The 15,112-nt window shown below is 37.0% G+C and carries 14 protein-coding genes; 4 read left to right on the top strand and 10 right to left on the bottom strand.

The annotated features are described in order from the left end of the window. Nucleotides 1–8 precede the first annotated feature (8 nt). From rpsS to rpsL, 9 genes are all read right to left on the bottom strand, one after another. Nucleotides 9–278, bottom strand: a complete 270-nt coding sequence (gene rpsS / locus ACHZAX_RS16665; RefSeq protein ID WP_101308159.1) for a 30S ribosomal protein S19 — start codon at nt 276–278, stop codon at nt 9–11. Between the two features lie 18 nt (nt 279–296). Then, nucleotides 297–1,121 carry a 50S ribosomal protein L2 gene (gene rplB, locus ACHZAX_RS16670; RefSeq protein WP_101308158.1) on the bottom strand — a complete coding sequence of 275 codons (825 nt, stop codon included), beginning with the start codon at nt 1,119–1,121 and terminating at the stop codon, nt 297–299. 7 nt (nt 1,122–1,128) lie between these two features. Then, the gene (gene rplW, locus ACHZAX_RS16675; RefSeq protein WP_101308157.1) at nt 1,129–1,419 is read right to left on the bottom strand and encodes a 50S ribosomal protein L23; all 291 of its coding nucleotides are present in this window, start codon (nt 1,417–1,419) and stop codon (nt 1,129–1,131) included. 9 nt (nt 1,420–1,428) lie between these two features. Next, nucleotides 1,429–2,061: a 50S ribosomal protein L4 gene (rplD, locus tag ACHZAX_RS16680; RefSeq protein WP_101308156.1), complete on the bottom strand. Its 633-nt coding sequence runs from the start codon at nt 2,059–2,061 to the stop codon at nt 1,429–1,431. Further along, complete coding sequence (gene rplC / locus ACHZAX_RS16685) at nt 2,061–2,678, bottom strand: 50S ribosomal protein L3 (RefSeq protein ID WP_320019894.1); 618 nt, start codon at nt 2,676–2,678, stop codon at nt 2,061–2,063. The genes rplD and rplC overlap by 1 nt, the downstream gene beginning before the upstream one ends. A gap of 37 nt (nt 2,679–2,715) precedes the next feature. Next, a complete protein-coding gene (rpsJ, locus tag ACHZAX_RS16690; RefSeq protein ID WP_096428449.1) occupies nt 2,716–3,021 on the bottom strand; it encodes a 30S ribosomal protein S10 in 306 nt (101 codons plus the stop codon). Nucleotides 3,022–3,045: 24 nt separating this feature from the next. After that, nucleotides 3,046–5,160 carry an elongation factor G gene (fusA, locus tag ACHZAX_RS16695; protein WP_320019895.1) on the bottom strand — a complete coding sequence of 705 codons (2,115 nt, stop codon included), beginning with the start codon at nt 5,158–5,160 and terminating at the stop codon, nt 3,046–3,048. A gap of 26 nt (nt 5,161–5,186) precedes the next feature. Next, the gene (gene rpsG / locus ACHZAX_RS16700; protein WP_101308153.1) at nt 5,187–5,663 is read right to left on the bottom strand and encodes a 30S ribosomal protein S7; all 477 of its coding nucleotides are present in this window, start codon (nt 5,661–5,663) and stop codon (nt 5,187–5,189) included. 129 nt (nt 5,664–5,792) lie between these two features. Continuing rightward, nucleotides 5,793–6,173 carry a 30S ribosomal protein S12 gene (gene rpsL / locus ACHZAX_RS16705; protein ID WP_101259654.1) on the bottom strand — a complete coding sequence of 127 codons (381 nt, stop codon included), beginning with the start codon at nt 6,171–6,173 and terminating at the stop codon, nt 5,793–5,795. Between the two features lie 410 nt (nt 6,174–6,583). Between rpsL and ACHZAX_RS16710 the strand changes: the two genes are divergently transcribed. Next, nucleotides 6,584–8,740, top strand: a complete 2,157-nt coding sequence (locus tag ACHZAX_RS16710; RefSeq protein ID WP_101308152.1) for an elongation factor G — start codon at nt 6,584–6,586, stop codon at nt 8,738–8,740. A 57-nt stretch (nt 8,741–8,797) separates the two neighbouring features. On the opposite strand, the gene ACHZAX_RS16715 is transcribed toward ACHZAX_RS16710, so the two are convergent. Continuing rightward, a complete protein-coding gene (locus tag ACHZAX_RS16715; protein WP_320019896.1) occupies nt 8,798–10,126 on the bottom strand; it encodes a gliding motility-associated C-terminal domain-containing protein in 1,329 nt (442 codons plus the stop codon). Between the two features lie 323 nt (nt 10,127–10,449). On the opposite strand from ACHZAX_RS16715, the gene ACHZAX_RS16720 reads away from it, so the two are divergent. The 3 genes from ACHZAX_RS16720 to murA all read left to right on the top strand — a co-directional run bounded on the left by ACHZAX_RS16720 (nt 10,450) and on the right by murA (nt 15,105). Then, the gene (locus ACHZAX_RS16720) at nt 10,450–12,768 is read left to right on the top strand and encodes an ATP-dependent helicase (RefSeq protein WP_320019897.1); all 2,319 of its coding nucleotides are present in this window, start codon (nt 10,450–10,452) and stop codon (nt 12,766–12,768) included. A 267-nt stretch (nt 12,769–13,035) separates the two neighbouring features. Then, nucleotides 13,036–13,680 carry a DUF4290 domain-containing protein gene (locus tag ACHZAX_RS16725; RefSeq protein WP_320019898.1) on the top strand — a complete coding sequence of 215 codons (645 nt, stop codon included), beginning with the start codon at nt 13,036–13,038 and terminating at the stop codon, nt 13,678–13,680. Nucleotides 13,681–13,794: 114 nt separating this feature from the next. Then, a complete protein-coding gene (gene murA, locus ACHZAX_RS16730) occupies nt 13,795–15,105 on the top strand; it encodes a UDP-N-acetylglucosamine 1-carboxyvinyltransferase (RefSeq protein WP_320019899.1) in 1,311 nt (436 codons plus the stop codon). Nucleotides 15,106–15,112 lie beyond the last annotated feature (7 nt).

The raw sequence follows: 15,112 nt of genomic DNA on the forward strand, positions 1-15,112 counted from the left end.
TGACATGCTTATCTTTTTTTCTTGTCAGCATGTCCTCTAAAAGTACGAGTTGGTGCAAATTCACCTAATTTATGTCCTACCATGTTTTCAGTAACATAAACAGGAATGAATTTGTTTCCGTTGTGCACGGCGATCGTATGACCTACGAAATCCGGAGAGATCATTGAACGTCTTGACCAGGTTTTAACAACTGTTTTTTTCCCTGATTCGTTTTGTCCCAACACTCGTCTTTCCAGCTTGAAATCGATAAAAGGTCCTTTTTTTAATGAACGACTCATAACAATCTAATTATCAAATTATTTTTTCCTTCTTTCAACAATATACTTATTAGAAGCATTCTTTTTAGCTCTGGTTTTGAAACCTTTTGCTAAAACACCTGTTCTAGAACGTGGATGTCCACCTGAAGATTTACCTTCACCACCACCCATTGGGTGATCTACTGGATTCATTACCACACCACGAACTCTAGGTCTTCTTCCCAACCAACGAGTACGTCCGGCTTTACCACTTCTTTCTAACGCATGGTCAGTATTAGAAACAGTTCCGATAGTAGCCTTACAGGTTACAAGAATCATTCTAACTTCACTAGAAGGCAATTTGATAGATGCATACTTACCATCTCGTGCTACGAGTTGGGCATATGCACCAGCGCTACGAGCCATCACTGCACCTTGAGAGGGTCTTAATTCAATATTATGAATTATTGTACCTAATGGGATATCAGATAATGGCATTGAATTTCCGATTTCAGGAGCTATTTTATTTCCAGAAAGCAAAGACTGACCAACTTCCAATCCATTTGGTGCGACGATGTAACGTTTCTCACCATCTGCATACACAAGCAAAGCTATGCGCGCAGTACGGTTTGGATCGTACTCAATCGAAACCACTTTGGCAGGAACGCCATCTTTGTCTCTTTTGAAATCAATAACTCGATATCTTCTTTTGTGACCACCACCTATATATCTCATTGTCATCTTACCGGAGTTATTTCTACCACCGGTTTTTTTCATTGGTCTTAACAATGATTTTTCAGGTTTGTCTGTAGTAACCTGCTCAAAGGTGTTAAGAATCTTATGCCTTTGACCAGGAGTTACAGGTCTTAATTTACGTACAGCCATTTTCTAATTAAATATTGCTATAAAAATCTATTTTATCCCCATCAACTAAAGTAACGATCGCTTTCTTAAAAGAAGCAGTTCTTCCTTCAATTGCACCAGCTTTAGTAAAACGGCTCTTCTTCTTACCTTGATAATTCATGGTATTGACTGCCGCTACCTTAACGTTGTACATTGATTCAATTGCCTTTTTAATTTCGATCTTCTTCGCTCTGCGATCCACGACAAATCCAAAGCAATTTAATTTTTCGCTTTGGGCTGTCATCTTCTCGGTAACGATCGGTTTGATTAAAATTTCCATCTTTTAAACTTAATTTAGTTTAAACATTTCATCGAGCCCTTTTACGGAGCTCTCTACAAATAACAAAGCTGAAGCTTTCATAATATCGTAAGTTGCAAGATCAGAAACACGTACAACTTCAACATTCTTCAAATTACGAGAAGACAAATATATGTTTTTATTGTCTTCGGCTAACACCAAAAGTACTTTTTTATCAGATACTTTCAGGTTTTTTTGAAGTTCAACAAAACTTTTTGTCTTAACAGCTTCAAAATTGAAATCTTCGATAATTAACAAACCATCATTTTGAGCTTTTAAACTTAAAGCTGAACGACGAGCTAATTGCTTTAATTTCTTATTCAATTTGAAACTATAGTTTCTTGGACGTGGACCGAATACTCGTCCTCCCCCTCTGAACACAGGCGATTTAATGCTACCCGCACGAGCTGTACCAGTACCTTTTTGTTTCTTTATTTTCTTAGTACTACCTGAGATCTCAGCTCTTTCTTTCGATTTGTGAGTTCCCTGACGTTGGTTAGCTAAATATTGCTTAACATCTAGGTAAATAGCGTGTTCGTTTGGTTCAATTGCAAAAACCGAGTCGTTCAACTCAATTTTTCTGCCTGTATCTTCTCCAGATTTATTTAAAATAGTTAATTCCATTACTTTTCAATAATTACGTATGAACCTTTAGACCCTGGAAGAGATCCTTTAACTAATAATAAGTTGTTCTCAGGAATAACCTTAAGAACCTGAAGGTTTTCCACCTTCACAGTGTCCCCACCCATACGTCCGGCCATTCTCATGCCTTTAAATACGCGAGCTGGGTAAGATGCAGCACCAATAGAACCTGGAGCACGCAAACGGTTATGCTGACCGTGTGTCTGTCCTCCTACTCCGCCAAAACCATGACGTTTCACTACCCCTTGAAAACCTTTACCTTTTGATATACCTGTGATATCTACAAAAGTAGACTCCTCGATAATATCAATTGTAATAACATCTCCTAACTTGTACTCAGCTCCGAAATCGCCGAATTCAACAAGTTTTTTCTTAGGGGTTGTATTTGCCTTTTTAAAGTGCCCATCTAGCGCCTTCGTTGTTCGCTTTTCTTTCTTTTCGTCGAAAGCCAACTGAAGTGCTTCGTAACCATCAGTTTCAATAGTTTTGATCTGGGTTACAACACATGGACCTGCCTCAATGACAGTGCATGGAATATTTTTTCCCTCGGCACTGTAAACGGAAGTCATTCCGATTTTTTTTCCAATTAATCCTGGCATTTTTCTTTATTTTTTAAAAAATAAATCTAACAGTTTATCAAACTTTAATCTCTACTTCAACTCCACTAGGCAACTCTAGTTTCATTAGAGCATCAATTGTACTTGCAGTAGAACTGTAAATATCAATCAGACGTTTGAATGAAGAAAGTTGAAACTGCTCTCTTGATTTCTTGTTCACGAAAGTTGAACGAAGAACGGTAAAAATTCTTTTGTGAGTTGGAAGTGGAATAGGACCACTTACTACTGCACCTGTAGCCTTAACTGTCTTAACGATTTTCTCAGCTGAGTTATCAACCAAGTTGTGATCGTAAGATTTCAGTTTAATTCTAATTTTTTGGCTCATATTATTTAATATTATACGATAAAACTATAGTAATTCAACTTTACCCTTGGCTTTCTCAACCACTTCTTTTGCAATACCTTTTGGCACCTCAGCAAAATGATCAAATTCCATAGAAGAATTTGCTCGACCAGAGGATAAGGTTCTCAATACAGTAACGTATCCAAATTGCTCTGACAATGGTACTGTAGCATTAACAACACGTGCTCCATGCTTAGACTCCATTCCTTCAATCTGACCTCTACGCTTATTCAAGTCACCAATGATATCACCCATATATTCTTCTGGTGTGATAACTTCAATTTTCATGATTGGCTCAAGAAGTACCGGTTTCGCTTTACTACAAGCTTCTCTGTATCCTTGCTTAGCGGCCAATTCGAACGAAAGCTGATCAGAATCCACTGGATGGAAAGATCCGTCAAGCAATTCAACCTTTAATGAATCAACAGTATAACCTGCCAACACACCATTCTTCATTGCTTCTTTGAAACCTTTTTGTACAGATGGGATAAATTCCTTAGGGATATTACCACCTTTAACTTTGTCTACAAACTGTAATCCTTCTCCTTCAAAATCAGCATCCACTGGAGACAAGTTGAAAATAATATCAGCAAATTTACCACGACCACCAGACTGTTTCTTAAATACCTGACGGTGATTAACAGTTCCGGTAATTGCTTCTTTGTATGCAACCTGAGGCGCACCTTGATTACACTCAACTTTGAATTCACGCTTCAAACGGTCAACGATGATATCCAAGTGAAGTTCACCCATACCAGAAATAACAGTTTGTCCTGATTCTTCGTCAGTTTTCACATGGAAAGTTGGATCTTCTTCAGCTAATTTAGCCAATGCCATACCCATTTTATCAAGATCTTTCTGAGTTAAAGGCTCAATAGCAATACCGATTACCGGCTCTGGAAAATCCATCGATTCAAGCTCGATTGAAGTTTCTTTTTGACACAATGTATCACCAGTTCTAATATCTTTAAACCCAACACATGCACAAATATCACCAGCTTCTACACGATCAATCGCATTTTGCTTGTTTGAGTGCATTTGATATAAACGCGAAATACGTTCTTTGTTACCTGTTCTAACATTATAAACGTAAGAACCAGCATCAATAGATCCAGAATACAAACGAGTAAAAGCCAAACGACCTACAAATGGGTCGGTAGCAATTTTAAATGCCAAAGCAGCCAAAGGCTCGTCAACAGAAGGTTGTCTTGAAACTACTTCATCTGTTCCCGGAACTTTACCAACAATAGCATCAACATCTAAAGGAGATGGCAAGAATGTAATAACAGCATCCAACAAACGCTGAACACCTTTATTTTTAAATGCCGAACCACACAACATTGGAACAATGTCCATAGCGATAGTAGCTTTGCGAATCACATTTAAAAGCTCCTGCTCAGTAATAGAATCAGGATCTTCAAAGAAACGCTCCATCATATCTTCATCATGCACTGCAACAGCCTCTACAAGTGTTTCTCTCCACTCATTAGCTTCTTCAACTAAGTAGTCAGGAATATCCTCTAATGTATAATTAGTTCCGTTCTCGTCATCATACCAAATAACAGCTTTCATTGCGATCAAATCAACCACACCTTTAAAACTTTCTTCAGTTCCGATAGGAATTTGAACAGGAATTGGATTTGCTCCCAATTTCTCTCTTACCTCACGAACAGCCTTGTAAAAATCAGCACCTGAACGGTCCATTTTATTTACAAAACCCATACGTGGTACTTTATATTTATCAGCTTGTCTCCAAACTGTTTCTGATTGTGCCTCAACACCACCAACTGCACAAAAACATGCAACAGCTCCATCCAATACACGCAATGATCGCTCTACCTCAACGGTAAAATCAACGTGACCTGGAGTATCAATAATATTAACCTGATACTTTTCGCTGTCGTAATTCCAAAAACAGGTAGTTGCAGCAGAAGTAATTGTAATACCTCTTTCTTGCTCTTGCTCCATCCAGTCCATTGTAGCTGCACCATCATGCACCTCACCAATTTTGTGAGAAACTCCGGTATAATACAAAATACGCTCAGTAGTCGTTGTTTTACCGGCGTCGATGTGCGCCATGATACCAATATTTCTGGTGAATTTTAAATCTCTCTTTGCCATATTCTTTAAGAATCGCTTAACAGTTATTAAAATCTAAAGTGAGCAAAAGCACGGTTAGCTTCAGCCATTCTATGTGTATCTTCTTTCTTCTTGTAAGCTCCACCTTCTTCATTGTATCCACCAAGAATTTCTGCAGACAATTTTTCAGCCATAGATTTACCAGATCTTTTGCGTGCAAAAAGAATCATACTTTTAATAGCGATTGAAACTTTTCTTTCAGGACGAATCTCTGTAGGAACTTGAAAAGTTGCTCCACCTACGCGTCGGCTCTTAACCTCTACTGCTGGAGTAATGTTTTCCAAAGCTTTTTTCCAAATCTCAAGTGGAGATTTTTCCAGCTTTTCTGTTTTCGTTTTAACGATTTCTAAAGCATCATAAAACACTTTAAAGGAAAGGTTTTTCTTTCCATCAATCATTAAGTCATTCACAAATCTTGTTACCAAAACATCATTAAACTTTGGATCCGGTAATAAGATTCTCTTTTTTGGTCTTGACTTTCTCATTTTCTCTTAGTTTACGAGTTATCCGTTGTAGCTGCCTGGTTCAGTCTTCAAAAATCTCACGATCATTTACTCAACTTAATAGAGAACAACACATAAACATTAACTCACAGTTTTAAAAACTAGAATTAATTACTTTTTAGCTTTAGGTCTCTTAGTACCATACTTAGAACGACGTTGTTTACGACCTTCTACCCCTGAAGCATCAAGAGCACCACGAACAAGGTGATATCTTACCCCTGGAAGATCTTTCACACGACCACCTCTAATCAAAACGATAGAGTGTTCCTGTAAGTTGTGTCCTTCTCCTGGAATGTAAGCATTCACTTCTTTTCCGTTAGTCAATCTAACACGGGCAACTTTACGCATAGCCGAGTTAGGCTTCTTAGGTGTAGTCGTATACACACGGACACAAACCCCTCTCCTCTGTGGACAAGAATCCAATGCCGGAGCCTTGCTTTTATCGATAAGCTTGGTTCTTCCTTTTCTAACTAACTGTTGAATTGTAGGCATATTAACAATTACTTTTTTAATTAAATATTTTTAACAATTTGGTTTGCAAAGGTATTATTTATTTTATAAAATCAGCAATTCAGCCATGTAATTTTATAAAACCCCTTTAAATCAGCGCACAAAGGTAAGAAAAGCCTTTAGAAAAGACAAGTTATTCTCTATCAAAAAAATAAGCTGTTTGAGTTTATTAAAAAAAGAGTCGTGTCTTCCAGTAAAATCAAGGAGTAAAAGTTAAAAATACGATCAAAATTTATGGATGTCAATTTTTTATGCCGCAGATCCCTTAATGTATATTGTATCTAACTAAAAAGTTAATTAATTTAGAAAACCTTATAAGTAAAAATGAAGTTTTATCAACTTCAAACCCAAAATAAATACATTTTTTTTCAAACCCAAAAAAAAATACCATTATGAAAGTGTATCAATCAAATGAAATTAAAAACATCGCCCTCATTGGCAATGCCGGCTCGGGTAAAACTACCCTTGCTGAAGCAATGTTATTTGAAGGCGGTGTTATTACAAGACGCGGAAACGTGGAAGATAATAACACCGTTTCTGATTACAACCCTGTAGAACACGAATATGAGAACTCTGTTTTTTCAACAGTTCTTTACACTGAGTGGTTAGGAAAGAAGATTAATTTTATAGATACTCCCGGCGCAGATGATTTTTCCGGAGGAGTAATTTCAGCCCTCAACGTTGTTGATACAGGTTTAATGCTTATCAATGCTTTAAATGGTGTTGAAGTTGGCACAGAGATAATAGGCCGCAGAGCCGCAGCTTTAAATAAGCCATTGATATTTGTTGTTAATCAACTCGATCATGACAAAGCTAATTTTGAACTATGCATTGAATCAGCCAAAACTAATTTTGGCAGTAAAGTTTCAATCGTACAATATCCCGTAAACGTTGGCGTAAATTTTAATGCTCTTATTGATGTACTAAAAATGAAAATGTACCAATGGGGTCCTGACGGCGGGGAACCGGAAATACTTCCGATACCGGACTCTGAAATTGATAAAGCCAATGAACTGCATAACGAGCTTGTTGAATCAGCCGCAGAAAACGATGAAGACTTGATGGAACTTTTTTTTGAAAAAGGAACTTTGACAGAAGATGAAATGCGAACCGGAATGAAGAAAGGAATGATCGCGTGTGATTTCTTTCCTGTTTTCTGTGTTTCTGCCAAAAAAGATATGGGCGTAAGACGATTAATGGAATTTATTGGAAATATTGTTCCATTTGTAACAGAAATGCCTGCCATACCAACAGTAAGCGGAAGAGAAGCAAAATGCGACCCTAATGCACCAACTTCAGTTTTCGTATTTAAAACATCCATTGAGCCCCACATTGGAGAAGTAAGTTACTTTAAAGTTATATCAGGAAGAATTAAAGAAGGTGACGACTTAATCAATATAAACAACAATATAAAAGAGAGAGTCTCTCAATTGTACATTATCGCAGGTAGAAACAGAGAGAGAGTTAGTGAGCTTGTTGCAGGCGACATAGGCGCAACTGTAAAATTGAAAAACACGAAAAACAATCATACATTAAATTGTAAAGATTGTGATTTTGTATATAAGGACATCCAATTTCCTGAACCAAAGTACAGAACCGCTGTAAAAGCTAAAGATGAAGCTGATGATGAGAAACTGGGAGAACTTCTTCATAGAATGCACGAAGAAGACCCTACTATAACAATAGAATATTCAAAAGAACTAAAGCAAATCATATTACACGGACAGGGCGAATTCCATATGAACACACTTAAATGGAGATTAAGTCACAACGATCATCTGGAAATTGAGTTCCTAACTCCTAAGATTCCTTATAGAGAGACAATCACCAAACTTGCCCAGGCAGATTACCGCCATAAAAAGCAATCCGGAGGTTCTGGTCAATTTGGAGAAGTACACATGCTTATTGAGCCATATACTGAAGGGATGCCTGATCCTGTAATGTATAAGATCGATGGGAAAGAAATGAAAGTAAACCTACGTGGTACCGAAGTTACCAAACTGAATTGGGGTGGAAAATTAGTGTTCTGCAACTGTATTGTTGGTGGTGCTATAGACACACGGTTCCTTCCGGCCATTCAGAAAGGAATAATGGAAAAAATGGATGAAGGCCCGCTTACAGGATCTTATGCCAGGGATATCCGTGTGGTTGTTTATGATGGAAAGATGCACGCGGTTGATTCAAATGAAATTTCGTTTAGATTAGCAGGCCGACATGCTTTTAGCGCCGCCTTTAAAAATGCAGGGCCAAAAATACTTGAACCTATATATAATATTGAAGTATTGGTGCCTGAAGATCGAATGGGCGATGTGATGAGTGATTTACAATCTCGTCGGGCAATGATTATGGGAATGGAAGCTGAAAAAGGATTCCAAAAAATCCTGGCTAAGGTACCTTTAAAGGAAATGAACAAATACTCTACTACGTTGAGTTCTTTAACCAGAGGTCGAGCTCAATTCACCATGAAATTTGACACCTACGAAAAAGTTCCAAACGAAGTTCAGGTTGAACTTTTAGCAGCCTACCAAGAAGAAACTGCTGAAGCATAACAAAGAAAAGGCCTCGAATGAGGCCTTTTTTCTATTTATAATTTATATTTCAACATCCTATTTTCTGATCAGCATAAAAGATCCTTTTTTAGTATATTTCTTTTTTTGTTCTTCTCTGCCCGTTGCTGTTATCACATAAAAGTAGGTTCCCGGAGTTGCCCATTTACCATTGATTTTTCCATTCCAGCCTTCATCAGGGTTTTTCCACGAGAACACAACCCTTCCCCATCTGTTGATAATTGTTCCACTAAAACTTTTTAAGGATTGCGATTTCACTCTAAAAATATCATTCCTACCATCTCCATTAGGTGTAAACACATTAGGCACCTGCACCAAAGAAGTATCCACTACAATTGGTGTTCCTTCTGCTTTAAAATTAAATTCGTCGATACATGTTCCATCCACATTTTCTGACGAAGCTATTAATTTTACGAAATAATTTCCCGGATGCAAATAAGTGTAAGCAATAGGCCCCTCATCTGTAATTATTCCATCAACAAGAAGACTATCCTCTACATTGGCAGCATCTGCAATACGATCAAAATCCTGATAAATGAACCATTCAAAATCATCAGCATTCACAGACTCGTTTGTGAACTCTACTTCCAAAGGAGCTTCCCCAGCCTTTGGCTTAACAGTAAATTCCGCTTTTACAACATATGTTGATGTCGATATTGGATCTGATACATATTCACAATTGTATTGATCTTGCACAAGAACAACATATGACCGCTCGCCTTCAAAGACTTCCAAATCAATAAAACTTTTGTCTGTTTGCAAATAGGGCAACGCACCTAAATTTTCAGCAGCACTTAAAATCACCTCCGAATTTCTCAGCATAGAAAATTTCACAACCCGATCAGTAGTTTCATCCAAAACACTTTTCCAATCACTTGGCTTACCTGATCGAATATCATTATACCTTAAATCGACCGGAAGAAATGATGTTGCAAAATGCAGTCCCACACAATCCATTAAAGTAAGTGTTAAACTTGGGTTCGTATTAGCATTATTCAATACCCAAGCCTGATATTCGAATGTTTCCAATCCTTTTTCAACAACTACCCTATATAATCCATCAGCAAGATTTGTAAGAATAGACTCCCTCTGATTATTCTCAATGATTACCGGAATAGTAAAATCCGATGTGTTAGAATCCCATTTCGTCCATGTAAAAGTCCAACCTGAGGTTCCATCATTAGAGACTGCTTTTAATTCACCAACACCGGCACCTATATTGTCACAAAAGACAAAAATATCATCCTGTGGTGAACTCGCATACTGAGTTACTGAGCTGTAAGTTGCTGTTGGTGCAGTAATCTGCGAGAAAATCGGATTGGACAAAATTGCAAATATCACAAGAAGTGAACAGCGAAAAATTGTCATCGAATCTATTAAGTTGGACTTAATTCTCATAGTGATGTATGAATAGTTTTATGATATATCTGGAATTACAATATTAAAAAAATTAAGCCGTTTTTTCTATTATTAAACAATTATCTTTATCTGCAAAATACATACTAAGAGATAAACAGAACCAAGAAAAGGCTTTAGTAAGACCCTTGACAATACCTTTTTAGAATCCTGGTTTACTTCACACTAAATGCTTTTTATGGATTTAATTATGGAGTAATATTCAAAAAAAAGACGAAAGTTACGGTTCAAATATTATTTTTGAGCTTCGAAATAATTGGAAAGATAGAAATAGAATGGAATATTTAAATGAATTAAATCCGGTACAACGAGAAGCCGTTGAGAATATTAATGGAGCATCACTGGTTATTGCCGGAGCCGGGTCGGGCAAAACAAGGGTGTTAACTTATCGGATTGCCCATCTTCTAAATCAGAAAATTCCTGCCTACTCTATTTTAGCTTTAACTTTTACCAATAAAGCTGCACGGGAAATGAAAGAAAGGATCGGGAATCTTGTCGATCAACAGCAGTCTCAATCGCTTTGGATGGGAACTTTTCACTCTATATTTTCGAAAATATTACGATACGAAGCCGAGCATTTGGGTTTTGATTCTAATTTTACGATTTACGATACTCAGGATTCGCGCAATCTGCTTCGAGCTATTATAAGAGAAATGCAGCTTGATGATAAGGTATACAAGGCAAATGAAGTTTTGAACCGAATATCATCAGCTAAAAATAATTTGGTTACTGCAAATGCTTATGCTCAAAACGCAGGCATTCAAAAAATTGACTCGAGCAATCGCCGGCCGCTAATTTTTGAAATTTACAAAAAATACAGTCAGCGGTGCCGGCAAGCCAATGCAATGGATTTTGATGATCTTTTATTGCAGACCAATATTCTTTTTAAATCCAAACCAGAAATCTTAGCCAAGTATCAAAACAAATTTAAATACGTTTTGGTTGATGAATATCAGGATACCAATTACTCTCAATATTTAATTGTAAAAAAGCTTGCCGAAAATCATAAAAATGTATGTGTTGTTGGTGATGATGCCCAGAGTATCTATTCTTTTCGAGGTGCGAAAATTGAAAACATACTCAATTTCAAAAACGACTATCCTAATTACAAGCTTTATAAATTAGAGCAGAATTACAGATCGACACAAAATATTGTAAATGCCGCCAATAGTGTTATTCACAAAAACCGCGATCAGATAAAAAAAATATCTTTTTCGGAAAACGAAGAAGGAGAAAAAATAAAAGTTGTTAAAGCACTTACCGATCACGAAGAAGGGTATATTGTTGCCAATGCAATTTACGAAGAAAGAATGCGCGAGCATCTTCAATATCAGGATTTTGCTATTCTATACAGAACAAATGCTCAATCGCGGATTTTTGAAGAATCACTACGCAAACTAAATTTGCCCTATAAAATATATGGCGGACTTTCCTTTTATCAGAGAAAAGAAATTAAGGATCTGCTTTCCTATTTCCGCATGACGGTAAATCCGAATGATGAAGAAGCAATCAAAAGGGTGATTAACTATCCTAAAAGAGGAATTGGAGATACTACCGTTAGCAAACTGCAGGATGCTGCCACCCAAAACGAGTGCAGTATTTGGGATGTGATTTGTGGTCTGAACCAAAGACCCTACGGAATCAACTCCGGGACCATCTCGAAACTGATGAAATTTGCAGCTTTAATTACTGATTTTCAGAAAAGACAAGATACAGACACGGCTATTGATCTGGCAAACTACATTGCAAAAACAACCGGTATTATTCAGGATCTTTATAATGACCGATCGCCTGAAGGAGTCTCCCGACATGAAAATATTCAGGAGCTGTTAAACGGGATTCAGGAATTTACGCAAAACTCTTTGGAAGAAGGCAACGAATTGCAATTGGCCAATTATCTGGAAGATGTTGCACTGTTAACCGATCAGGACAAGGATAAAGATGAAGATCGGAATAAAGTGACTTTAATGACCATTCACTCGGCAAAAGGTCTGGAGTTTTCGCATTTACATATTGTAGGGTTGGAAGAAGATTTGTTTCCTTCGCAGATGGCTACCAGCACGCAGCAGGAATTAGAAGAGGAGCGCAGGCTGTTTTATGTTGCTTTAACCAGAGCCGAAACAAAAGTCACCTTATCGTTTGCCAAATCGAGATACAAATGGGGAAACATGAGTTATCCGCGACCAAGTCGTTTCATCAATGAAATTGATGAGAAATTTATGGATCTTCAATATGAATCGGAGCCCGATTTTTCCGGAGCCGGAAATGAAAACTTCCAAAGCAGAACCGATTCTGAAATCGTAAGTCAACCAAAAAGATTCGAAGCAAAACAAAGTTTCTCTGCCAAACCAAAACTAAATCAACCCATTATCCGTAATAATACAAGTAGTAGTCAGGCTAATGATCCTAATTTCATCCCTTCCAATCCGGAACAAATACAATCAGGTATGATTGTAGAGCATCAGCGCTTTGGCAAAGGGAAAGTTTTGCAAATGGAAGGAAGCAAACCAAACATCAAAGCAACCGTATTTTTTCAAAATGTGGGTCAAAAACAGTTACTGCTAAAATTCGCAAAACTTAAAATTGTAGGATAAATGCGCTAACTATTTGTATTGAAAGAAGAAATCTGTTACATTTGCCTTGAGTTCTAAGATTTTCTGTAATTGTTTAGTTCATAAAAAACAATTCATTAAAGCTTCTTTTCTACTTCGTTTAGTAAAACCAGTGAAATCTTAGATTCTTCAGTAGTACTTATAACTATCTTCATTCTTTTTGTGCTATTGCGTTGCATTCTATCAAGTTTGCCAAATTACCTATCGTATAAAAAAAGTTATTACCAGATTAAAACAACAACAAAATAAATGGATTATAATTCAAGCAGGAAACATCTAATTCTTCCTGAATATGGACGAAATGTTCACAAAATGGTAGATTACGCCCTAACTGTTGAAGACAGGGCTCAGAGAAACCATGTGGTAAAAAGTATTATTGCCATTATGGGAAATATGTATCCTCACCTTAGAGATGTTAGTGATTTTAGGCACAAACTGTGGGATCATATAGCCATCATGTCTGATTTTAATTTAGACATCGACTCGCCTTACGAAGCTCCTACAAGGGAAAAGTTAGCTGAAAAACCTGATCGATTGCCTTACAGCACTAAAAGAATAAAATACCGCCATTATGGCCGTACGGTAGAAGTTTTAATTGCAAAAGCCATCGAACTTGAAGATCCGAAGGAAAAAGATGCTCTCATAATAATGATTGCCAATCACATGAAAAAATCATTCCTTAACTGGAATAAAGACAGTGTTCCTGACGAGAAAATATTTAAAGATCTGGTTGCATTATCAAAAGGGAAACTTGAAATTCCTGAGCGATTAAAATTAGCCGAAGTCAAAGAAAGGGAATTCGTTCAGAAAATTAAAAAGAAAAAAAATCCAAGAACTGATAATCGAAACGACAATAAAAACGATCATCGAAAGTTCAATAAACCAAGAGCATAAAACAAAAACCGGTTCCATACCGGTTTTTTTTATGTCAAGACCAGTCTGCTTTCACTTTCCCAAACGTTTTTTATAATTATCTTTAGCCTTTATACACACCAAAAATAGCAGCCAATGAGCACTTTCGAAATTATTGGAGGTAAATCGTTAAAGGGAGAATTAACCCCGCAAGGGGCAAAAAATGAAGCCCTTCAGATTTTATGCGCCACTCTTTTAACTGAAGAAAAGGTAACCATCCATAATATACCAAACATACTAGATGTTAATAAGTTAATTGAATTGCTGTCGGAACTTGGAGTTAAGATTAATCAGGAATCTAAAAACACTTATTCTTTCGAAGCAAAAAACATTAATCTTGACTATTTAAATTCTCCTGAATTCGCAAGCAAGGGATCATCATTAAGGGGTTCAATAATGATTATCGGTCCTTTATTGGCAAGATTTGGCAAAGGATATATTCCTCGCCCGGGCGGAGATAAAATAGGAAGAAGACGTCTGGATACACACTTTTTAGGTTTTGAAAAATTAGGTGCCAAATTCAATTTTAATCAGGATGAAAATTTCTATCGTGTTGAAGCCAAAGAATTAAAAGGTTGCTATTTACTCCTCGACGAAGCTTCGGTTACAGGAACTGCAAACATTGTTATGGCCGCAGTAATGGCCAAAGGTACAACAACAATATACAACGCAGCCTGTGAACCTTACATACAGCAATTGTGTAAAATGCTGATATCGATGGGTGCAAAAATAAGTGGTGTTGGTTCAAATCTTTTATCGATTGAAGGAGTTACTTCTTTATGCGGATGTGAGCATAGAGTACTTCCGGATATGATTGAAATAGGCAGTTTTATTGGACTTGCGGTAATGACTAAATCCGAAATTACAATAAAAGATGTTGCCTATCACGAACTGGGGATGATTCCTGGTGCATTTAAACGTTTAGGTGTAAAAATGGAATTAAGAGGCGACGATATTTACATTCCAAAGCAGGAAAATTATCAAATCGAAACCTTTATTGACGGTTCAATTCTCACGATTGCAGATGCTCCCTGGCCAGGACTTACTCCGGATTTACTAAGTGTATTTCTTGTGGTAGCAACTCAAGCTAAAGGAAGCGTATTAATTCACCAAAAAATGTTCGAAAGTCGTTTGTTCTTTACGGATAAACTAATTGACATGGGAGCTCAAATCATTCTTTGCGATCCGCACAGAGCTACTGTTATTGGTTTAAATCAAAGACAGGGTTTACGACCAACAACAATGGTTTCTCCGGATATTAGAGCAGGTGTTGCCCTTCTTATTGCCGCACTTTCTGCCGATGGAAAAAGTACAATTCATAATATAGATCAGATAGACAGAGGTTACGAAAACATTGACCTGCGACTGAATGCAATTGGTGCCAGCATTAAAAGAATCAGTAATTAACTATTTA

Source organism: Labilibaculum manganireducens, from assembly GCF_963665805.2.
Lineage (GTDB): Bacteria > Bacteroidota > Bacteroidia > Bacteroidales > Marinifilaceae > Labilibaculum > Labilibaculum manganireducens.